We start from the raw sequence: 23262 nt of genomic DNA on the forward strand, positions 1-23262 counted from the left end.
TTGCGCTAGGTGTAATTATAGAGAAAGCAGCCGAGACAAGGACTCGGCTGCTTTCCATTTGTTATATTCATTATGAGTGCATCATCATTAACCCGTCTTGCCAATCCGAAAAAACTTGCCCCTGCCTTCCGTAGTTACCGGTGCGAATGCTGGAGAAGAAGGGAGCGAAGCGGGGGAGTCCGGGGGGAGATAACCGTGAAGCGGTCCCCGGTATACCTCGTGCAATTGCGGGCAATTGGAGAAGTCTTCGGGCGTGACCAGATGACAAGGCTTATTCACAAGCCGCAGCCCTGCACGATCCAATACGGTCGCGACAAAGTGGGAACAGAAGAAGGCGTAGTCCCGGTCGATGTGGATTCGGAACAGGATGCCGAGCAGCCCGAGCAGATTATATTTGTAGCGATCCTGGTTGCGCATCATTTCCTTCACCAGATTGTACATTCGTTCATAATCTTCGGTACGGACACGGCAGCGGTAAACCGCGCATTCCGAATTGTAGAAGAAAGGGGAACGCAAGTTTTCCCGTACCAGTCCGCCGTCAAACGGGTTGTTGGCTTTTTTTCGACCGAAGCTGTACACTTCGCACAACTCGGAATCGAATGCGATGGATGCATGATTCAATGGGGCTTTCGTGAAGTATTGGATCATCCGGCTGAACCAGGTACCCGTGCCTGTGAGCACAATCCAAATATCTTGTTCCGTGTACATACTCACAAACTCCTTTATTAACAATCCTAACGCTATACACAATTGTAAATGACTTGCTTTTCTCCACAATATACGAAAAGGGCAGCAGATTCAAGTCAAAAATATCCAATTTTTTTCAATTCCCCGAAAGAGGAGATTGCTGGGAACATGTACGGCTATACGCTCATACGAGGAATGTTGCAACTTCTGGTAATCTTCTATTGACCGAATGTATCCTTCGACCTATCTTATAGAAAGATAAGGGAGAGGAGGTTAGAGGATGAGCAATCTGGCACTTTTAAAAGAACCCAAGCAGCGCAAGCTGCTTTTCAGCGCGGGACTCAGCTGGATGTTCGATGCGATGGATGTCGGCATGATCTCATTTGTCGTTGCCGCGCTGGCATCCGAATGGGCGCTCAGTTCGCAGCAGGTGGGCATTTTGACAAGCACGACGTCGATCGGCATGGCATTTGGCGCTGCGATGGCCGGATTTCTGGCAGACAAATATGGCCGCAAAAGCATCCTGCTGTGGACACTGCTTATATTCTCCATTGCCAGCGGGCTGTCGGCCCTGGCGACGGGGTTTATCATGCTGTGCATCTTTCGTTTCATCGCCGGGCTTGGTCTTGGCGGAGAACTGCCTGTAGCATCTACGCTTGTATCTGAGAGCATGCCGGTCAAGGAACGAGGGCGGGCGGTCGTGCTGCTGGAAAGCTTCTGGGCAGCGGGCTGGATTCTAGCCGCCTTGATCGCTTACTTTGTCATCCCGAATTACGGATGGCAGGCGGCATTTCTAATCGGAGCCCTTCCAGCATTCTATGCTTTGTATTTGCGGCGTGCCATTGATGACTCGCCCAGATACCTGGAGCAGAAGAAGGTGGTCAGATTGGGCCTTGGCAAACGGATCGCTTCGGTCTGGTCACCGGAGTTTCGCCGTACGAGCATCATGCTCTGGGTGCTCTGGTTTACCGTTGTGTTTTCTTATTATGGTATGTTTTTATGGCTGCCGACGGTCATGGTAGACAAGGGGTTTAGTCTGGTGCAGAGCTTTCAATATGTGCTGATCATGACGCTCGCCCAGCTTCCCGGATATTTTACAGCAGCTTATTTCATTGAGAAGCTGGGCAGAAAGTTTGTGCTGGTCACCTATTTGGTATTGACGGCGATAAGCGCGGCCTGGTTTGGCATCGCCGATTCCGTTGGATCACTGCTGGCCGCAGGGATCTGCCTCTCGTTTTTCAATCTGGGCGCATGGGGAGGTCTCTACGCCTACAGTCCGGAGCTGTATCCGACAAGGGTTCGCTCCACCGGTGTGGGTCTGGCGACTTCTTTCGGCCGGATCGGAGGGGTGATCGCCCCGTTTCTCGTAGGCGTGATGAAAGGCAACGGGGTTCGTATCGAGGTTATTTTCCTGCTGTTTTTTGTCACGATTCTGATCGGGGCCTTCAGCGTGCTGCTGCTGGGCAAAGAGACGAAGGGTGTGGAGCTTGCAGATTAGCGTTGGCTTGTGGCGGGAGCACGTTCTTGCTGTGCGGAGGCCTAGCACGGTCATCCCGTTTGATCAGGTAGAGGTGGTTTAGAGTTAAGGCAGAGGCAGGGGGAGCTTCCTGAGCGAAAGGGATCATCATGCTAAGGGAGTGGCAACGAACCCTCTATCACCGAAAAAAGAGCCGGGGATGTTTCATCCCAGGCTCTTTACCTTTATACCTCCATAATCGAAGGCATGATATAGGGGCTTCTTCCAAGCTCTCTTCGGAAATAGCGATTCAGTTTGGTGCTCGTGATTTGCTCCCATGCCGCGCGGTCGTATTCCCGCTGTTCGCCCGCCTTGTTCAGCTGCTTGCGCAGCATCGCCTCCGCGCGCCGCAGAAGCGGCTTGGAGTCCTGCATGTATACGAAGCCGCGAGTAATCAGCTCCGGGCCGGATAACAGCTTGCGGGTGCTGGGATCGATCGTAATGGCCACAATGACGACCCCATCATGGGCGAGCTGAACGCGCTCTTCAAGCAGCTCCTTCTCATGTACGCGCAGCTCACCATTATTAATGTAGACTTCGCCGGAAGGAATATTGCGTCCTCTTCGAGCCCCGTTTCTGAACAAGGACAACGTATTGCCAATGTTCAGCAGATGCACGCTGCTCTCGGGCATGCCAACCTGAAGGGCGAGCTCACGATGATTCAACAGCATCCGGTACTCCCCATGTATCGGTACAAAATATTTCGGGCGAATACTGCTGATCATCAGCTTCAAATCCTCACGGCAACCGTGACCGGATGTGTGAATGTCCAGAATGGAGCCGTATTTCACTTCAGCCCCGGCCCGCATCAGCAAATCGATGCTTCGGTTCACATTTTGGGTGTTCCCCGGAATCGGAGACGAAGAGAAAATAACGGTATCGTCTGGATGAATCTGAATGGAGCGGTGCGCCCCGGAAGCGATCCGGGTCAGCGCTGCATTCGGCTCTCCCTGACTGCCTGTGCATACGATCAACACCTGTTCATCGCGGTAGCGATTCACGGCTTTGACATCGATCAGCATGCCTTCAGGCATCCGGATATAACCGAGCTCTTGTCCGATCACAAATACTTTTTCCATGCTTCGGCCGACGATGGCAATTTTGCGGCCGGTCTGTATGGCCGCATCCACGACCTGCTGCAGCCTGTGCACATTCGAGGCAAAGGTGGCAAACAGAATGCGGCCAGGGCATTCCTGGAACAGGCGCAGGATGGATTGGCCTACCGTACGCTCGGAAGGCGTGAAGCCATCGCGCTCGCTGTTGGTGCTGTCTGCCATCAGGGCAAGGACGCCGCGCTGTCCAACCTGAAGAATTTTGTGCAGATTGGCGGGTTTATCCTCCGGTGTAAAGTCGAACTTGAAATCGCCTGTATGGACAACTGGCCCATACGGTGTCTCGACAACGATCCCGAAAGCGTCCGGAATGCTGTGCGTCGTACGGAAGAAATGAACCGACAGATGCCGGAAGGAGATCGTTTCCTCCTCATGAAAGACATGAAGTTCGGTCTGATCCAGCAGCCGATGCTCCTCCAGCTTGGCACGAACGAGTCCGATCGTCAGCGGACCGCCGTAGATCGGCATCTGGATCTGGCGCAGCACGTAAGGGATCGCTCCGATATGGTCCTCATGACCATGCGTCAGAAACAAGCCCTTCACTTTGCTTTTGTTCTGAATTAAATAGCGGATATCCGGGATGATGTAATCCACACCGCCCATATCTGAATCGGGGAACTTCAGGCCGGCATCAATGAGAATAATTTCGTTTTTAAATTCAACGCCATACATGTTTTTGCCGATTTCCCCAAGTCCGCCGAGTGCGAATATCCGAACAGGCGGCGCGGAGGGCTTGGGCCTCTTCTTAGGCTTGGCAGCTTGAATGGTGTCTGATAGCAGTGGTTTAGACATAGTGTAAAAAAATCCTCTCTATGGTAATTAAGGCAAATGCCTGGGTTTTTATTTTTGTCCTCTACTAAAGATATCAGAAAGCGGAGGCTTCGTGAAACGGTTTTCGTGAATTCGTTCTTAAATTGCCTTCATTATATAAGCTGTTTGCGATACTCCGACGGTGTGCACAGCATAATTTTGCGAAAGACACGGACAAAATAGCTGATATGCCCAAATCCGACATCCAGTGCGATATCGGATATTTTGTGCTCCGGCTGCCGCAGCAATTCCGCGGCCTGGCGGACGCGATAGGAATTAATATAATCGATCGGCGTCTGCCCGGTCATCGATTTGAAGAACCGGCAGAACTGCCCTTCGCTCATCGGAATCAGCCCGGCAAGCTCGCTCAGGCGGATCGGGCGATGATAGTTGCCCTGAATGTAGGCGATGACTTTCTTCAACCGCTCGGTCTGGGTCGTATCCCCGGCACCGCTCCGGCTCCGGTTGGCCATGCGGCCGGCAGCCTTCGCTTCATATAGCATCAGATAGATATGCCCCTTCAGGGCAGCCTCGTATCCCGCTGGCTTAGCTGCGGTCAGATGGACCATCTCGGTAATGTGGGCCATAAGCGAAGCATCGGTCTCCGGACGAATCAGTCTCGGCAGCGTAGCCTTTCTTTCCTGGAATGGCAGAATGATCTGCTCTTGCACCACATCGTATTGCGAGCTGGCAAGCATCGCCGGATCGAACACCATCGCACAGAAGCTGCAGCCCTGATCTCCCCGGGCGTGACCGGTATGAATATCGCCGCCGTCTATGAACAGCGCTTCCCCCGCCTTGACCGGAACATACTCGGTATCAATCTGAAACAGCACTTCGCCCTGAAGCACGTAGAAGATCTCCGCTTCCTTATGCCAGTGGGAGTCTACGACATGGGCCCCGGGGGCAAAATGAAACCGGTACGACGCGAACGGAAAGCGCGCATTCCCGTGCACCTGGCTCTCCTTCAGGGACTGGCGAAGCGTCTGATCCATGGCAAACTCTCCTTCATGCGGAATTGGTAATCCCTAGGTGGATATATACATCAAAATCGTGCAATAAAACGACCGGATATTGATAGAATCAACAAAATTAGATCAGTATAATGATATTATAACGCTTACAACACCAAATTGAAATATAGAAAGGCGGTCCAACTTATGAAATTCACCGACGGCAACTGGATGATTCGTGAAGGTTTCTCCGTAGCTGGAGCCGTTCAGGCTTATGATTTTGCGGTAAAAGGGAAGACGCTGACAGCTTACGCCTCCACCGCGCCCATTCCCGGCCGGGGAGCCACCATTAACGCGCAGCTGATTACGGTTCAGTTCCATTCCCCGGCTCCGGACGTGATCGGCGTTAAACTGATTCATTACGCAGGCGTGCGTGATCTCGGTCCGGCATTTGAATTGAACAAGAGCGACGGGGATCATGTCGTCATTGAAGAGAATGAGAACGAAGCGACGATGCGCAGCGGCAACCTGAGCGTTGTCATCAGAAAAGGCTCGCAGTGGTCCGTGGACTTCTACAGAGGCAGCGAGCGCATTACCGGCAGCGGCTTTAAATCGATCGCTCACATCGTGGAAGAGGGCGGTCAAGCCTACATGCGCGAGGAACTTGACCTTGGCGTAGGCGAGTGGGTATACGGCCTCGGCGAGCGCTTTACGTCCTTCGTCAAGAACGGTCAAGTGGTCGATATCTGGAACAAGGACGGCGGAACGAGCTCTGAGCAGGCATACAAAAACATTCCGTTCTACCTCACGAACAAGGGGTACGGCGTGTTTGTCAACCAGCCGGATCTGGTCTCCTTCGAGGTCGCCTCGGAGAAGGTGAAGAAGGTGCAGTTCAGCGTTCAGGGCGAGTCGCTGGAATACTTCATTATTGATGGTCCGGATCCGAAGGGCGTGCTTGATAAATATACGAATCTGACCGGGAAGCCGGCACTGCCGCCAGCCTGGACCTTCGGTCTGTGGCTCTCTACATCCTTTACGACCAAGTATGACGAGGAAACGGTTAACTCCTTTGTAGATGGCATGCTGGAGCGCGATATCCCGCTGCATGTATTCCACTTTGACTGCTTCTGGATGAAGGGGCTCAATTGGACAGACTTCCAATGGGATGAAGAGGTATTCCCGGATCCGCAAGGCATGCTGCAACGCCTGAAAGAGAAGGGGCTGAAAATTTGCGTATGGATCAACCCGTACATTGCCCAGCGCTCCCGCCTGTTTGAGGAAGGCCGCGAGAAAGGCTACCTTGTGAAGAAGCCGAACGGCGATGTATGGCAATGGAACATGTGGCAGCCAGGGATGGCACTGGTGGACTTCACCAATCCGGAAGCCTGCGAATGGTATGCAGGATACCTGCGCGAGCTGGCGGACATGGGTGTCGACAGCTTCAAGACCGACTTCGGCGAGCGGATTCCAACAGATGTCGTTTATTATGACGGCTCCGATCCGCACAAAATGCACAACTACTACACACAACTGTACAACAAAGTAGTCTTCAACGTACTGGTTGAGAAATTCGGCAAGAATCAGGCTGCCGTATTTGCCCGCTCGGCAACCGTAGGCGGACAGCAATTCCCGGTTCACTGGGGCGGAGATTGCTATGCCGACTACGAGTCCATGGCGGAGAGCCTTCGCGGCGGACTATCGCTCGGACTGGGCGGCTTTGGCTTCTGGAGCCATGATATCGGCGGCTTCGAAGCTACAGCGCCTGCGCATGTCTTCAAACGCTGGCTGGCCTTCGGTCTTCTGTCGAGCCACAGTCGTCTGCATGGCAGCAGCTCTTACCGGGTGCCTTGGGCCTATGATGAGGAAGCAGTGGACGTAACCCGCTTCTTCACTCAGCTGAAATGCAGCCTGATGCCTTATCTGTTCCATACGGCCGTTCAGGCTTCGGAGAAAGGCATCCCGAGCATGCGCGCCATGTTCCTGGAATTCCCTGGCGACCCGGCTGTCGAAATGCTGGACCGTCAATATATGCTGGGCGATTCCTTGCTGGTTGCACCTGTATTCAGCGAGCAGGGAGAGGTTACTTATTACTTGCCTCATGGACGCTGGACGCATCTCTTGACCGGGGAGACGGTCGAAGGCGGAACATGGCGGAAGGAAACGTATGATTTCCTGGGACTGCCGCTCTTTGTACGCGAGAATGCATTTGTGGCGATTGGCGCGGACAATACCCGTCCGGATTATGACTATGCGGACGGCGTGAAGCTGGGACTATATGCGCTGGAAGAGGGCAAAGAAGCTGAAGTTACTGTGCGCAGCATGGAAGGGGCAAGCGAGCTGGAAGTTCGCGCGGTGCGCAGCGGCAACCGCGTCGCCTTTACAGGCACCGGTGCAGGCAAGCCATTCTCGATCCAACTGCACAGCATGGGCGAGATTGAGTCTGTTGATGGCTCCGCAGCCTTGGCCGAAGGTGCAATTCAAGTGGCCGGCGGACAGCAGACGTTCTCCTTTACCGCAACGCTTAAAGCATAAAGGCAACCTAACACTTCCGGGTGAAGCATTGCAGGTTATAAGCCCGCAGCAGCGATTGATTTAACGCTGGTGTCGGGCTTATTTCCATCTTTTTCATGCGATCGGCGGGTGCAAACCTTGTTATAATGGCGATGAAACCAGTGCCAGGTCTTGTTGAAACCGTTTACTTATATCGGCGGGATGGGCTGGCGACGATACAAGGACAGGAGCATAAGCATGCGATCCTCTTTCATTCAGCTCATGAATGACATGAAGCTTCGAAATAAGTTGATATTATCCTTTGTTGTGGTCGTATTTGTGCCGGTGGCGATCGTTGGCGTAATTCTGACCAGTGAGCTGCGAAAGTTCGCTTTTGACAATGCCATGGAGCAGGCTTATCAAAATGTAGACCGTGTCAAGAAACGGGCCACCGAGATTATCAATGTGGCCGATGATCTGTCCTACAGGCTGCTGTATGACGAAAGATTGAAGAGCGTTGTCAACAATCGCTATGAAAGCGTATACGATGTGTTCGTTGCTTATAGGGCCTACCCGGATCTTCATCAGGCGATCCAAATGTACAAGGAGATCTCCAACATTCGTTTCTATAGCAACAACGAAACGCTGCTGAACAACTGGCAGTTCATCAATCCGACACCCGAGATCGAGGCCACGGACTGGTACAAGAACGCCAAGGAGAACGTCGGACTGGTCCAGTGGGATTATATTACGGACGAGAGAGACAATCGAACCTATCTCAGCCTGGTGAAAGGCGTCGATTTAGGAAGCAGGGACAATCGCGGCGTGCTGGTCATCAACGTAAACTCCGAGATTCTCAATACGATACTGAGCCAGGAGACGTTTGACACCATTATCGTGGACAGCAAGAACAATATCGTCGCCTCGAACCGTCCGGAGCTGTACGGGAGTCCGCTGGAAAATATCCATGATGAATCCGGCGTCGTATACAATCTGGAGGGCATCTATGAGTCCGTGATTGACAATAAGGAGTCCAAAGTGCTGATTGAACCGCTGAATACCGAGTCGGGCGTGGACGGCCTGAGGATTATTTCGATCTTCTCCATCGATAGCATTGTCAAGGAAGCCAACCGGATCAACCGGCTTGCGATGACGGTGATTCTGATCAGTTTGCTGCTGGCCTTATTGCTCATATACAGCTTCTCGCATCTGATATCCAGCCGGCTGCTTCGCTTGAGCAAGCATATTTCGAAGGTAGGTACGGGAAACCTCGGCGTGGCTATGGAAATTGACGGCCGGGACGAGATTGGGCAGCTCTCGCGCCAGTTCAATTCGATGGTATCCAGCATTGGCGAACTGATGAATGAAGTGCAGGAATCCAATCAACAGAAGCGGTTGCTTGAGCAGAAGCAGAATGAAATCAAGTTCAAAATGATGGCCAGCCAGATCAATCCGCATTTTCTGTTTAATGCGCTCGAATCGATCCGCATGGAAGCCCATATCAAGGGGGAGACCGAGATTGCCCGCGTGGTGCGGATGCTGGGCAAGCTGATGCGCAGCAATATTGAGGTTGGCAGCGGCAAAACAACCATCAAGGATGAAATCGAGATGGTGGAATGTTATTTGGACATCCAGAAGTTTCGTTACGAGGATCGGCTTCGGTTCGAGGTTCAGGTCGACCCCGAAGCACTGCTGTTCCGGATTCCGCCGCTGATTATTCAGCCGCTTGTGGAGAATGCGGTCATCCACGGCATGGACAACAAGCAGGAGGCGACCACGGTCCGGGTGACGGTAACTGCGGAGAATGAGGCGATCCTTATATCGGTCGCGGATGACGGTGCCGGCATCGACCCGAACAGACTCGAAATGATCCGGGGGTTTCTGGAAGAGTCGGAGGAACAGGAACGGATCGGCCTCCGAAATGTGCATGTCCGTCTCCAGTTGACCTATGGTCCGGCATCCGGTTTGCACATCGAGAGCGAGCCTGGGCAAGGCACGATAATTCAATTCAGCATTCCGATGGGGGGAGAGTTCAATGATTAAAGTGCTAATCGTGGACGATGAGCCGAAACTTCGTGAAGGACTGAAAAGCATCGTCCCGTGGAATGAGCTTGGCTTTCAGGTTGTGGATACAGCAGCGAACGGATCGGAGGCGCTTGACAAATTCAAGGCGCATGCACCGGACCTGATGCTGGTGGACATTCGGATGCCGGGCATGGACGGCCTGCAGCTTATTGAGGCGATACGGGAGAAGGATCCTCGTGTGCACATGCTTATATTGAGCGGGTACGCTGATTTTGACTATGCGAAGAAGGCAATCTCACACCGGGTCGCCGGTTACTTGCTGAAGCCGGTGGATGAGGATGAGCTATCCAGTTACTTGCTGGAAATCAAGGAGGAGATCCAGAAGGAGCGCAGCTGGGAAGACACGCATAAGGTGGTCGTGGAGGAGAGCCGGGAGGCCTTGATCCAGACACTGCTTTCCGAGGAGTCTCATAGCGGGGCTGAGCTTGCGCAGCATGCTGCGAGGCTGGATCTGATGTGGAATTATTATCAAATTCTGCTCGTGCATGCTGAAGGCGAGGAAACCGCGAATCAGGACCCGGAACGCACGCTGAAGGAGCTGCTGAATGAATGGGTCGAGCAGCGGGGCCATGGTGCTGTCTTTGCCTATCAGGCGTATACCGGAGTCCTGTTGTCTGCTTCGCTTCATACCGAGGCGGCCAGGCAGGAGATGTATGGTCTGCTGGACCGCGCAGCGGCCCAGGCGGGTCTGCATATAACGGCAGCGGCGGGGAAAGAGGTGCGCAAGCTGGAAGATGTGGTCCAGTCGTACAAGATGGCCAAGTCGCTCATCCGAAGCCGCTTTTTCTATCCGCCGGGCGAGCTGCTGTCGTCCTATTCCAAGCCGTTCACGGCCGAAGATGATAGCCAGGAGGGCGGATATGACCCAACCCAAGCGATGGACCAGCTGTACTTCGCCGTGGATGTCGGCCATGCCGAAGTGCAGCATAGTCTGATTCCATCCGCCGCATACGCAATGGTTCGTGACGGGTATACGGAGGGAATGATGAAGGGCGCCTTTATGGAGCTTCTGACAGGCATATTCCATAAGCTGACCCTGCACCATCCGGATCTTCAGTCCCGCACCAAAGAATATACCGACAACATTGCGGCCGTGTACCGGCAGCGCACGGTGTTTGAACTGTGCCAGCATGCCGTCGATGTGCTGGGCGAACTAACACAGCAGGTCGGCAGAGGCAGTTGTGATCAGGAGATCAAGCGTATCCTGGATCTAATCGAGCGGAGCTACAGCGAGAATCTCAAGCTGGAGACACTGGCCACCGTCTTCAATTACAACAGCGCTTATCTGGGCAAGGTGTTTAAAAATACGACCGGAGAATACTTCAACACGTATCTGGACAAGGTGAGAATCAGCAAGGCGAAGGAATTTCTGAAGCAGGGGATGAAGGTGTACCAGGTCGCCGAAAAGGTGGGCTATACGAATGTCGATTATTTTCACAGCAAATTTAAAAAATATGTCGGAACCTCCCCCTCCAGCTATCGCAAAGAACTGAAACTGTAGTCGCCTGATGCGGCATATAGCCGCTGGGACCGGCATCCCCTCCATGCCGGATGAATCCGTACGAGATGGACATATCTTGAAGCGAAGCCCCACGTGTTGGGGCTATTCTTTTAGGCGACGGACGCGGCGTCTGACGGTCCATTAGCCATCGCGAACAATGTCTAATTTTTATATGATTTTTGGCGAAATCCTTCGGGTACCGCCTGGCGGCTCCTTGGTTTATCATCGTGGTATACAAGAGAGGAGGGGTTGGTTTGAAAGCGGCAACAGAAACATCAGGCAGCACGGAGCCTACCGTAAATAAAAAGAAAAAAGGCTTTTGGACCACTTTCAAGGAGCAGAAAATACTGTATGGAATGTCGCTTCCCTTTATCATCGTTGTGTTCATATTCAGCTATTTGCCGGTGTGGGGCTGGATTATGGCATTCCAGAATTATAGGCCGGGCAGAGGGATATTCGAACAGAAGTGGGTCGGCTTTGATCACTTCGTGACCCTGTTCACGGATGATAAGTTTTACCTCGTGTTGCGAAACACGCTGGCCATGAGTTTCATGGGGCTGATCGTGGGATTCACCATCCCGATTTTGTTTGCGGTGCTGCTCAATGAGATTCGTGGAAGCGTTTTTAAAAGAACCGTACAAACGATCTCCTACTTGCCTCACTTTGTATCCTGGGTCGTTGTTGCCGGGATTGTAACCAAGATGCTGTCCGTTGATGGAGGCGCTGTCAATCAGCTGTTGATGGCCCTGGGCTTCATCGATCAGCCGATTCAGTTCATGGCACAGGGAAGCTGGTTCTGGTATATCGTTACCGCCTCCGATCTGTGGAAGGAAATGGGCTGGAACGCGATCATCTATCTAGCCGCGATTGCCGGCATTGATCAGGAGCAGTTCGAAGCAGCCAAGGTGGACGGAGCAAGCCGCATCCGCCAAATCTGGCACATTACACTGCCGAGCATTGCACCGACCATTGCCATTCTACTCATTATGTCGATCGGGCACCTCGTCAGCATCGGGTTTGAGAAACAGTTCCTGCTTGGGAACCCGCTCGTTGTGGACTACTCCGAAGTTCTCGATTTGTATGCATTGAATTACGGACTGAGCATGGGTCGCTTCTCCTTCGGTACGGCGATCGGGATGTTCAACTCGATTGTTAGTATCATTCTGTTGCTCACAGCTAACGGTTTGTTCAAAAAATTCATGAAGCAATCGATTATGTAAGGAGGAGGGAGCAGCATGGCTCGTACGAAAGCAGCATCCATCAAGCCCTCGTTCTCCGATCGGGTGTTTGATATCGTGAACTACACGTTCATGACCCTGGTTATGATCGTGACACTATATCCATTCTTGAATGTGCTGGCGATCTCGCTTAACGACTCTGTGGACACGGTTCGCGGAGGAATCACGATATGGCCAAGGCAATTCACGTTAGAAAACTACATGCAGATATTCCAGTATGAAGGGCTGATTACCGGTGCCAAAATATCGGTGCTCCGGACACTGGCTGGAACGCTGCTCGGCCTGATCTCAGGCTCGATGCTCGGCTATGTGCTGAGCCGGATAGAGTTTCAGGGCCGCAAGTTTATGTCTACCTTCTTGGCTCTGACGATGTACTTCTCCGGCGGCATGATTCCAGTGTTCATCCTGATCCGGGACCTGAACATGATGAACTCTTTCCTGGTCTACATCATTCCCGGAATGGTCAGCGCATTTAACGTCTTTGTCATCCGGTCGTTCATCGACGGCCTGCCCTATTCCTTGCAGGAGTCGGCCAAGCTGGACGGAGCGAACGACTTCACGATTTACTATCGCATTATCCTTCCGCTCTGCAAGCCGGTGCTTGCCACCATCGCCCTGTTCCTGGCGGTCGGACAGTGGAACTCCTGGTTTGATACGTATCTGTACAACGGCTCTGCGCCGCATCTAACAACCCTTCAATTCGAGCTGATGAAGGTGCTGCAGAGTACACAGGGACAAAACACCGGGATGGGGGCCGGTCAGAACATGGCCGAAATCGTCAAGCAGGTATCTCCGGAATCGATCAAGATGGCGATCACGATCGTGGTTACCGTTCCGATCCTGCTGGTGTATCCGTTCCTGCAGCGTTACTTCGTGAAGGGCATGACGCTCGGAGCGGTAAAAAGCTAAACACCGATCCATGGTATCAGCAGGCCGTGCGGCCGCGTGCGGCCTGTTATACAATAGAATTTTTTCACTTTAGAATAGGGGGTAAAGCAAATGAATCACAAGAAAAGATTATCGCTGCTCCTTGCCATCATGATGCTGGCTACATTTATTCTGTCTGCGTGCAGCGGGGGTAATAACGGCAATTCCGCAAGCGGCGGAGACACTGGCAATGAGGGAGACAGTCTGGAGCCGATCACAATCACATATTTCAGCGCGGACTCTAACGCGAACTGGGTCAACATGCAGGATGCGGTTGGCAAGAAGCTGACCGAGCTTACAGGCGTTACGATTCAAGCCGAATTCGCGGTGGATGGCTCGAACCAGAAGCTGCCGCTCATGGTGGCCAGCGGTGAGTACCCGGATCTGGTATTTGCTAAAGGGGATGCCAATCTGTTTGTTGATGCAGGCGCTTACATTGATCTGACAGACCTTATTGAGGAGCATGCGCCGAACATCAAAAAGGTCTACGGCGACTATATGAGCCGCTTGAAGTGGAGTAATGAGGATGAAGCGATCTATGTGCTGCCTACCTTGGCGGCGGTAGATAATGAGATGCTCGACGCGGGCGGTACGTTCCAGATTCAACACGAAGTATTGAAGGAGCTCGGCTATCCGGAGCTGAAGACAGTGAAGGACTACGAGAATGCTCTGAAGGCTTATTATGAGAAGTACCCTACGATTGACGGGCAGCCGACGATTCCGCTGTCGCTGAACGCGGACGGCTGGAGAATTATGATATCGGTTACAAATCCGGCCTTTATCGCAACCGGCGTATCCGATGATGGTGAATATTATATCGACCTGGAGACGGCCGAGGCGCAGCTGCACTACAAGCGTCCGGAAGAGAAGGAGTATTTCCGCTGGCTGAACCATATGAACGCTACCGGGCTGCTGGATAAAGAAACATTCGTACAGAAAACAGACCAATATGAAGCTAAAATTTCCTCGGGCCGCGTCCTGGGCGTAATCGACCAGGATTGGGGCTTCGGCAATGCAACGAGTGCTCTTCGTTCCTCCGGCAAAGAGAATCGCACCTATGCAAGATTCCCGATCCAGCTGGATGAAACGACCAAGGATGCTACATTCCAGGATACCGGTTATGTGGCAGGATGGGGTGTAGGGATTACAACGTCTGCCAAGGATCCGGTGCGCATCATTAAATTCCTGGATTATCTGGCATCCGAGGAAGGTCAAATTCTGATGAACTGGGGCATTGAAGGCGAGCATTATGAAGTTGTAGACGGCAAGCGCGTCATTCCGGAAGAGATTCAGGAGCGCAAAACGTATGACAATGCCAACTTCACGAAAGAGACAGGAATTGGCTTGTACAATGCACTGTATCCGCGCTACGGAGACGGTGTGCTGGATTCGACAGGCAACTACTTCACAACCAACTTCCCTGAGACGATCATGAAGAACTATACGCCGTCCGAGAAAGAGACGCTTCAGGCATACGGCGTAGAGATGTGGAAGGATCTGTGGCCGAAGAAGGAAGAATTCCCTGTGAAGCCATGGGGTGTTGCTTACAACATTCCGGTACCAAGCGATTCCAACATCAACATCACGTATAAAAAAGTGGAGGAAATTACCCGCAAACGTATTCCGGAAATCATTCTGGCAGACCCGTCCAAGTTCGACGAGCTGTATGATCAGTTCATTCAGGAACTGAACGCTGCCGGTGCGGAGCAGATGGAACAAGAATATACCGAGCTCGTACGCGCTCGCGTGGAGCTGTGGAACGACTAATACAAGGTGAGGGGCATGCTTATGGCTGCCCCTCTTTGCATAGAAGGAGAGATCGAATTGGCAGAGGAGCAGGAATGGAAGCTGTGGTATGGCCAGCCGGCTGATAAGTGGGAAGAGGCGCTCCCGCTTGGCAATGGCAGGCTGGGGGCAATGGTGTTCGGCGGGATAACCTCCGAGCGGATTCAGTGGAATGAAGATACACTGTGGTCCGGTTTTCCCCGCGATACGCATAACTATGATGCGCTCAGGTATCTTGCCCCTGTGCGGGAACGGATTGCGTCGGGACGCTACGAAGAAGCGGAGAAGCTCATTGAAGAGCATATGGTGGGCAGGCGTACGGAGTCCTTTTTGCCGCTTGGGGATCTCATTATTGAGCAGGAAGGAATCAGCGGGGCGGTTACAGGCTACAGGCGGGAGCTGGATCTGGATGCCGGGATGGCAGCGGTACGTTGGGTTTCCGAAGGAAGGCGCTATAGCCGGGAGATGTTTATCAGTGCGGTCGATCAAGTTGCGGTGATCCGGTATGAAGTCGATGCAGCTGCATCGCTTGATCTGACCATCCGACAGGAGTCTCTGCTTAAGCATCATATCCGTGAGACGGCAGAGGGGATCCTTAGGCTGTTCGGGCATGCGCCGTCCCATATTGCCGACAATTACAGGGGAGACCATCCGCAATCCGTGCTGTACGAAGAGGGACGGGGACTGCGGTATGAGATGCAGCTGCTTGCTCAGGTGGAAGGAGGCCGCGAACGTGCTGATAGCGGTATGATTCGCATTAGCAATGCGTCATCGGTGACACTTCTGGTCGCCGCTGCTACCGATTTCGAAGGGTTTGATCAGATGCCAGGGGCGGAGGGAAGCATGCCGTCCAAGCGGTGTGAGCAGGCGCTTCTAGCCGCTGCTCAGCTGGGCTATGAGCAGCTGCGTGATCGACATCTGGCAGATCACCGCGCATTGTTCCGCCGTGTGGAACTCCGCTTGGGACCGGAGGCTGACGGGCGGCTGACAGCATGCAAGCCGACCGATGAGCGCTTGAAGGCGTACCGCGAGGGCGGAGCTGATCCCGCGCTGGAGGCGCTGCTGTTCCAGTATGGGCGCTATTTGCTCATGGGCAGCTCGCGTCCGGGTACGCAGCCGGCGCATCTGCAGGGCATATGGAACCCGCATGTGCAGCCGCCATGGAACAGTGATTACACCACGAATATCAATACGGAGATGAATTACTGGCCAGCTGAGGTGGCCAATTTGAGCGAATGCCACGAGCCGTTGATCCGGATGATCGGGGAGCTGTCTGTTCACGGCAGCCGTACCGCCCATATCCATTACGGCTGCCGGGGCTGGACTGCGCATCACAATGTGGATCTGTGGCGCATGTCGACCCCGAGTGACGGCAGCGCCAGCTGGGCATTCTGGCCGATGGGCGGCGTATGGCTGTCCCGTCATCTGTGGGAGCATTATCGCTATAATCCGGACCTTGAATATTTGCGGCAGACGGCTTATCCGCTCATGAAGGGAGCGGCCCTGTTCTGCCTGGATTGGCTTGTGGAGGATGAGAAGGGGCGCCTTATGACCAGTCCATCCACCTCCCCCGAGAACCGCTTCCTGACGGAGGAAGGAGTGGCCTGCAGCGTGTCGGCAGGCTCGACGATGGATATGGCGCTCATGCGGGAGCTGTTCCATAGCTTCATCGAGGCGTCGGAAATGCTTGACGATGACCGGGAGCTGCGGGAGGAGCTTCGGCAGGCCGCTAAACGGCTGCTGCCGTATCAGATTGATGCGGAGGGAAGATTGATGGAATGGAGCGAGCCATTTGCAGAAGCCGAGCCGGGACATCGCCATGTGTCCCATCTGTACGGCCTGTACCCGGGTGAGGAGATCACCCCGGAGGCGACGCCCGAACTGGCCGCCGCAGCCGAGCGCTCGCTGGCGTCCCGGATCCGCAGCGGCGGCGGGCATACCGGCTGGAGCTGCGCCTGGCTGATCAATTTGTATGCCCGGTTAGGGCAGCCAGAAGCGGCGTATACGTACGTCCGCACGCTGCTGAGCCGCTCCGTTCATAAGAATCTGCTCGGCGACCATCCGCCGTTCCAGATTGATGCCAATTTCGGCGGAGCAGCCGGCGTGGCCGAAATGCTGCTCCAGAGCCATGGTGGTGTCATCCGGCTGTTGCCGGCTCTCCCGGCAGCCTGGGAAGCGGGCGCAGTCCACGGCTTGAAGGCGCGTGGCGGCTTCGTTGTAGCGATGGCGTGGAGCAAGGGAGCTCTTGACTCGGCAAGCGTCATCTCCACGCATGGACAGCGCTGCACACTCGTCTATCACAGGCCGCTCGAAGTGGCTGACGACCATGGCTCCATCGTAGCTGAAGGGGAGAGCTGCACGTTCGAGACACAGCCAGGGAAGGTGTATGTTATACGTTTGCTCAATTAACAGGGGGCCAGGCGCGCAGGCCAGCAGGCCAGCAGGCCAGTATGAGAGCATCCGGTGTGATTCGCTGTCCCGCGGGTCTGCTTATCCACTGTCTGGCTGCTTTGGATGATGATCCCGTTTGATCAGGTATCCTCCTGAACGAAGGGATCATGGTGCTAAGGGGGAGTTTGGAGAAATCATTAGCTTACCCGGTGACGTTCATATTGATGAGCGTACGTTACACAGTCTCGGCCCGGAATAAACACGTTCAAGCGCAGCATGAATTATAAGCATGAAGCAAGCTGTGCTTGAAGACGATAACATCAAGGAGCTAAGCGGGAATGAGCCGCTTAGCTCCTTGGCTTTCTCCGAGTGATATCCGTTACAAGCTACAGATCAAGTCGGCTATAGCAGATCAAGCCTGCCGTTTGCGATCAGGAATCCTTCTCATGCAGCTTCCGGAATTCGGTCGGAGATATGCCTTCCTGTTTTTTGAACACGAGGCTGAAATACTTCTCGTTCTTGAAGCCGACCATTTCCGAAATGGCGGCCATTTTCAGTCCGGGATTCTGCAGCAGGATTTTGGCTTTGGATATACGAATGCGATTGATATATTCCGGAATGTTGATTTGATGGCGCTGCTTGAATTTGCGCGATATGTATTCCCGGCTGACATGAAAGCGGTTGGCGATGTCGTAGAGCGACACCTCGTTCTGATAGTTCTGTTCAATAAACTGTGTGATGTCATGGATCAGATCCTGTCCTTCATGCTTACGGGATTGCAAGGCGGCTGCCAGCCAGCCGATCGTCGTTTCCCAGTACTGCTGCCATTCGGCATAGGAGAAGAGATGCTTGTCCGGGCTCGGCTTGGCGCTGGCTGCGCTTTCCTCCTTGTACTCCTGCAGCAGCGTTTCAGACAAAGGGGAGGCAGCCTCATGGATGATCCGCAGCAGAAAGCGTTCAATATCACGATCATAACGCTCCAGCAGCTCTGGTGTAATGACGCCGTTCTTGCGCATGGCAGCGAGCCATTCCTCTACAGCTTCGGCGATCAGATTGGGCTGACCGCTCATGATGGCCAGCTTCCACCGGTCCTCATAGGCGCTGAATTGAAGCCCGTGATCTCCGCCCCTGACGCCGGAGACCTCCTCATGCAGGAACTGGTTAAGGACCGTCAGATCGCGTGAGCGAAGGCAGGAGAGACCGTGGTTAAACAGCTTGGGCATGTCTTCCGGATACAGCCCTGTCGGGCTGATCCCGAAATGCATGTAGCGGGACAATGTCCGGTGGATGCCGCTGTTGATCTCCTTCAGTCGGGTAGGAAACGTTGCGAGCTGATCCCACACCATAATGACGATGTTGCGCTGAGAGCTGAAATGACGGAAGGCGACGCCGATCCGGTCCTTCTGCATGAATTCGTTACATATGTTAAGCAGTGCAAACATCAGCAGATCCTGATGATTGCCAAAACGGTTATACAACGCTTCATCAGAAGGGTCAACCTGCAGCACGGCCAGCCGGATGTCGGATACCTTATCCGGGATGATGCGCTCATCCTGCAGGCGTCTTGCGGCCTGGGTTTGGGAGAACGGCTCATCGATCAGGCTGGTCAGCAGCTTCTCCGAATAGACAGGCCGATATTCATTGACCTGAACATGCTGCTGGTGCATCGCCCGCCGCTCTTCATCCTCCGCCTTCCAGGCGGATATTGCTTTGCCTACAGCCGCATTGATGGCGGTCTCGTCCACCGGCTTCAGAATATAATCCGTCCCGCTGTACAGTATGGTGTTTCGTACAAATTCAAAATCATCATGACCGCTGATCACAATGAATTTGGTATCCGGATAATGGTTATGAATCCACTCCATCAGCTCCAGACCGTTCGTGAGCGGCATCAGCATGTCGAGCAGCACGAGGTTCGGACGATGCTGCTGGATAAGCTCAATGGCCTTCAGGCCGTTATCGGCTTCCTGAATGTCGGTAATTCCGTGTTCCTCCCAATGGACGAGCAGTCGGATCGCTTTCCGGACACGGCTCTCGTCATCTACGATCAACGCCTTCATCTTCTGCTTCACCTTCCACATTAATTGTCAGCACGACCCGGAAGCCGCGAGGCTGGACATTCTCCATGTTGAAGCTGGATTTGTCCCGATAATAGAGTCTCATTCGGGTCACGATGTTGATAAGCCCGATCCCGTGTTCGGCCGCATCGGCCTCGTCGCTGTCGGAGACCTCGAGCTGCTCCAAATCAAGCATCTCCAGCTGCTGTACCTGCTCTTTCAGCGTGGCAAGCTTGTCCTCGGACATTCCGTTGCCGTTATCCTCTACAACAATCTGCACGACGTCTTCGGACAGCCGGCGGGTGCTGACGCTAATGTAGTTATCGTCAGCCATACGGTTCATTCCATGCTTGAAATAATTTTCGACAAGCGGTTGAACGAGCATTTTGGGGATCAATATATCGACAGTAGACTCATCCACATCGTAACGGAAGTCGAAGAGATTCTCAAATCTCTCTTTTTGCAGCTCGACATAATCTTTGATATGATCCAGCTCGGTGCCAAGCTTTACAGGTTTGTCCGTATTGTACATGCTGTATCGCATCATCCGGGCAAGCGCCGAGATCAGGGAATAGATCCGCTTCATGTTGTGCTCAAGCGCGAGCGTCCCGATCGTTTGCAGGGCGTTGTTCAAGAAATGCGGATTGACCTGTGCCTGCAGCACGCGGAGCTGGTTTGTCCGATTGGCCAGCTTCAGCTTGTATTCCTGAAGAATGAGATTGTTGATCGTATCCATCATGCTGCCAAACCGGCGGTGAAGGATCCCGATTTCATCCTTGCGCGGCGAAGAAACATCGACCGTCATCCGGCCGCTCTTGACCTGGCTCATCACGCCGACAAGCTTGCGGATCGGCTCGGTAATGTGTATCGATATCCAGATTGTGGCCGCAATGATGACCAGCAAGGACACCGCGAGCAGCAAAATATTGATAAACGCTGCCTTGTCGGCACTGCTCAGAATATAGGAAGACGGGATTTCCTTGATCATTGTCCAGTCGGTTAGGCCTGTGCGGATGCTGTCATATATATAAATGTTGTCGTCATGTTCAAAATATCCGGATTCTGTGCCGCTTTCCTGGATGAGGTTGTACCAGGCTTCCCGAGGTTTCTGGCTGATCAGGCTGCTGTTACCCGAATACATGACATAGCCGTCCTCATTCAGGATATAAAGCTGCTCATGGTCCGGCTGAAACAGCTGGCTGCTGATCCGGCTAATAAAGGACATGTCCAGATCGATCGCCAGAATGCCGAGCTGTTCGCTGGAGGGGATGCGCTGGATGACCCGGTACATCGTCATCACCTGCAAGCTGTCCGGGTAGGGATTGGATAATTGGAAACCATAGGTATGGACAGGACGGGGCGGCTCGATGTAGTAGTCCTTCCCGCTCAGATCAGGAATTTGGTCGTATAGGGCAGCATCGCTCATGCGGCGGGCGATGTCCTGGGCGAAGAGCGTCGCTTCCCGCTTTCCGTCCACGTAGAGGTACACCTGCTTGGAGCCGCTGATTGCATGGTTGATGGATTGCAGCGTTGCAGACTGGCGTCCGCTGGCATTGATATTTTCATGGCTGTAGTACAAGCTTATATAGAACTCCGGGTCGGAATATACGGAGAGGGAGGTGCGGTTCATTTCCTCCAGATCGTTCTCCAGGTTCATGCGACCCTGGTACAACAGATTCATATTTTCAACAACGGCTCGCTCCTTGAGCGAGTTGGTGGTGATGACATAGCTGATAATCATCGAGATGGTCGTCGGCAGTATTGCAGCCAGGATCATCAAGGCAATAAGCTTGGTGCGTATGCTGTTCCATTTCAAGAGGCTGGTCCACTTCAAAGATTTCGCCCTCCGATCAATTTTCTATACCATTTAGTTCACATCCGATGGTAGTCCCTAGTCCCTAATATTAGCATAATTGAGCTATAGAGAAACAAAGGAGATTGGAGGGGGATTCGATGAAGAGAAAGACATCCGCTGCCCTCGCGCAGCAATTGGTATACGTTGGCCCCGCCCTGCTGTTTTTTGCCATTACGATCATTGTCCCTTTTGTGATGGGGATGTATTACTCCTTTACGGATTGGAACGGTGTTTCGGGTACAGTAACCTGGGTTGGCCTGGACAACTTCAAACAGATTTTCACAAATGACAGCGCTTTTGCCACCTCCTTCTGGTTTACGGTCAGATTTACAGTGGTCGGTGTCATCCTGACGAACTTGGCCGGATTTTTCCTTGCCTACTTTTTGACGAAAAATATTAAGGCGCGCAACTGGCTCCGTACGATCTTCTTTATGCCGAACGTGATCGGCGGCCTGCTGCTCGGATTTATCTGGCAGTTTATCTTCATCAAAGGTTTTGCAACGGTTGGAGAGGTGACAGGACTTGCCTTCTTCCAGCTGCCTTGGCTGGGCGACGAAGTAACCGGCTTCTGGGCGATCATCATGGTGTTTGTATGGCAGTCTGCCGGTTATCTGATGGTCATCTATATCGCCTCGATCAACAATGTGTCGAAGGATGTGCTTGAGGCGGCAGAGATTGATGGCGCTAGCCGGTTTCAGGTGCTGAAAAGCGTTATCGTGCCGCTGATTATGCCGGCCGTAACGATCTGCTTGTTCCTGGCCATTTCCTGGTCGTTCAAAATGTTTGACCTGAACCTGTCGCTGACGAAGGGCGGACCATACCGTTCCACAGAATCGCTGGCGATGAACGTGTACAATGAAGCGTTCCTGAACAACCGCTATGGGCTCGGAACGGCCAAAGCCTTAATATTCTTTGTCATCGTAGCCCTCATTACACTGCTTCAAGTACGGGCGACGAAGAAGAAGGAGGTCGAAGCCTAATGAACACCAAATTGAAGAAGAAGTCCTCCATGTCCATATCGGACATCATTACACAGGTGATTCTCGTTATTATTGCGATCATGTTTCTGTCGCCGTTCTACTTCCTGCTGGTCAACTCGGTGAAGTCGCTCGGAGACATTATGGTCAATGCGGCGGACTGGCCAAACCAGTTCAACTGGAGCAACTATGCGAGAGCGTGGGAGATGACTCGCTTCCCGGAGGCATTTACGAACTCGATTATCATTACGGTCATCAGCAATCTGCTTATTGCGCTTCTGAGCGCCATGGCCGCGTACCGGCTGGTGCGTTCCAACACGATGTTCAACCGCTTCGTATTTATGATGTTTGTATCTGCGATGGTTATTCCGTTTCAGTCGATCATGATCCCGCTGCTGAAAGTTGTTAGCTGGCTGGGTGTGAACAACAGCATGGTCGGTCTGATCCTTGCTTATATGGGACTCGGCATCCCGCTTTCGATCTTCCTGTTCCACGGTTTTGTCAAGTCGATTCCGATGGAGATTGAGGAAGCAGCCACGGTGGATGGCGCCAATTCCTACAGCGTGTTCACCCGCATCGTACTGCCGATGCTGAAGCCGATGATGGTTACAGTCATTATTCTGAACTGCCTGTGGATCTGGAACGACTACTTGCTGCCGTCCCTGATTCTGCAGAGCCCGCATCTGCGTACGATCCCGCTTGCTACGTTTGCCTTCTTCGGGCAATACTCCAAGCAATGGGACCTGGCGCTGCCGGCGCTCGTACTGGGCATATTGCCGATCATCATCTTCTTCCTGTCCCTGCAGCGCTATATTGTTGAAGGCGTTGCAGCCGGTTCCGTCAAGGGTTAACCTTGACGGAGCCCCATAACTTGGTTT

General features: G+C 53.2%; 15 protein-coding genes. 10 read left to right on the top strand and 5 right to left on the bottom strand.

Annotated elements, in window-relative coordinates; all coding sequences use genetic code 11:
• Window positions 1-87: 87 nt before the first annotated feature.
• Window positions 88-708, bottom strand: a complete 621-nt coding sequence (locus MKX64_RS13330) for a hypothetical protein (RefSeq protein ID WP_341036094.1) — start codon at window positions 706-708, stop codon at window positions 88-90.
• A 259-nt stretch (window positions 709-967) separates the two neighbouring features.
• Between MKX64_RS13330 and MKX64_RS13335 the strand changes: the two genes are divergently transcribed.
• A complete protein-coding gene (locus tag MKX64_RS13335; protein ID WP_095266534.1) occupies window positions 968-2185 on the top strand; it encodes an MFS transporter in 1218 nt (405 codons plus the stop codon).
• Window positions 2186-2388: 203 nt separating this feature from the next.
• Here MKX64_RS13335 and rnjA read toward each other — a convergent pair whose 3' ends face one another.
• Window positions 2389-4107: a ribonuclease J1 gene (rnjA, locus tag MKX64_RS13340; protein ID WP_095398677.1), complete on the bottom strand. Its 1719-nt coding sequence runs from the start codon at window positions 4105-4107 to the stop codon at window positions 2389-2391.
• Window positions 4108-4238: 131 nt separating this feature from the next.
• A complete protein-coding gene (locus tag MKX64_RS13345; RefSeq protein WP_095266536.1) occupies window positions 4239-5120 on the bottom strand; it encodes an AraC family transcriptional regulator in 882 nt (293 codons plus the stop codon).
• Between the two features lie 165 nt (window positions 5121-5285).
• Between MKX64_RS13345 and yicI the strand changes: the two genes are divergently transcribed.
• The 7 genes from yicI to MKX64_RS13380 all read left to right on the top strand — a co-directional run bounded on the left by yicI (window position 5286) and on the right by MKX64_RS13380 (window position 17513).
• Window positions 5286-7610, top strand: a complete 2325-nt coding sequence (gene yicI, locus MKX64_RS13350; protein ID WP_095398678.1) for an alpha-xylosidase — start codon at window positions 5286-5288, stop codon at window positions 7608-7610.
• A 216-nt stretch (window positions 7611-7826) separates the two neighbouring features.
• Window positions 7827-9611, top strand: coding sequence for a sensor histidine kinase (locus tag MKX64_RS13355; protein ID WP_155618257.1), 1785 nt, complete (start codon window positions 7827-7829; stop codon window positions 9609-9611).
• Complete coding sequence (locus MKX64_RS13360; protein WP_341036100.1) at window positions 9604-11154, top strand: response regulator transcription factor; 1551 nt, start codon at window positions 9604-9606, stop codon at window positions 11152-11154. Before MKX64_RS13355 ends, MKX64_RS13360 begins: the two co-directional genes overlap by 8 nt.
• 254 nt (window positions 11155-11408) lie before the next feature.
• Entirely contained in the window at window positions 11409-12374 is a 966-nt protein-coding gene (locus MKX64_RS13365; protein ID WP_341036102.1) for an ABC transporter permease, read from the top strand.
• Between the two features lie 15 nt (window positions 12375-12389).
• A complete protein-coding gene (locus MKX64_RS13370) occupies window positions 12390-13301 on the top strand; it encodes a carbohydrate ABC transporter permease (RefSeq protein WP_095266541.1) in 912 nt (303 codons plus the stop codon).
• 90 nt (window positions 13302-13391) lie between these two features.
• The gene (locus tag MKX64_RS13375; protein ID WP_095266542.1) at window positions 13392-15086 is read left to right on the top strand and encodes an ABC transporter substrate-binding protein; all 1695 of its coding nucleotides are present in this window, start codon (window positions 13392-13394) and stop codon (window positions 15084-15086) included.
• Window positions 15087-15143: 57 nt separating this feature from the next.
• A complete protein-coding gene (locus MKX64_RS13380; RefSeq protein WP_341036105.1) occupies window positions 15144-17513 on the top strand; it encodes a glycoside hydrolase family 95 protein in 2370 nt (789 codons plus the stop codon).
• Between the two features lie 413 nt (window positions 17514-17926).
• Here MKX64_RS13380 and MKX64_RS13385 read toward each other — a convergent pair whose 3' ends face one another.
• The gene (locus tag MKX64_RS13385; protein WP_095266544.1) at window positions 17927-19555 is read right to left on the bottom strand and encodes a response regulator transcription factor; all 1629 of its coding nucleotides are present in this window, start codon (window positions 19553-19555) and stop codon (window positions 17927-17929) included.
• Entirely contained in the window at window positions 19533-21386 is a 1854-nt protein-coding gene (locus MKX64_RS13390; protein WP_244908244.1) for a sensor histidine kinase, read from the bottom strand. Before MKX64_RS13390 ends, MKX64_RS13385 begins: the two co-directional genes overlap by 23 nt.
• 119 nt (window positions 21387-21505) lie before the next feature.
• Between MKX64_RS13390 and MKX64_RS13395 the strand changes: the two genes are divergently transcribed.
• Complete coding sequence (locus MKX64_RS13395) at window positions 21506-22387, top strand: carbohydrate ABC transporter permease (protein ID WP_095266545.1); 882 nt, start codon at window positions 21506-21508, stop codon at window positions 22385-22387.
• The gene (locus MKX64_RS13400) at window positions 22387-23235 is read left to right on the top strand and encodes a carbohydrate ABC transporter permease (RefSeq protein ID WP_095266546.1); all 849 of its coding nucleotides are present in this window, start codon (window positions 22387-22389) and stop codon (window positions 23233-23235) included. The genes MKX64_RS13395 and MKX64_RS13400 overlap by 1 nt, the downstream gene beginning before the upstream one ends.
• The last annotated feature ends 27 nt before the right edge of the window (window positions 23236-23262 follow it).

Origin of the sequence: Paenibacillus sp. FSL M8-0334 (genome assembly GCF_038000405.1) — a bacterium.
In the GTDB taxonomy this organism is placed as follows: Bacteria; Bacillota; Bacilli; order Paenibacillales; family Paenibacillaceae; genus Paenibacillus_AQ; species Paenibacillus_AQ campinasensis.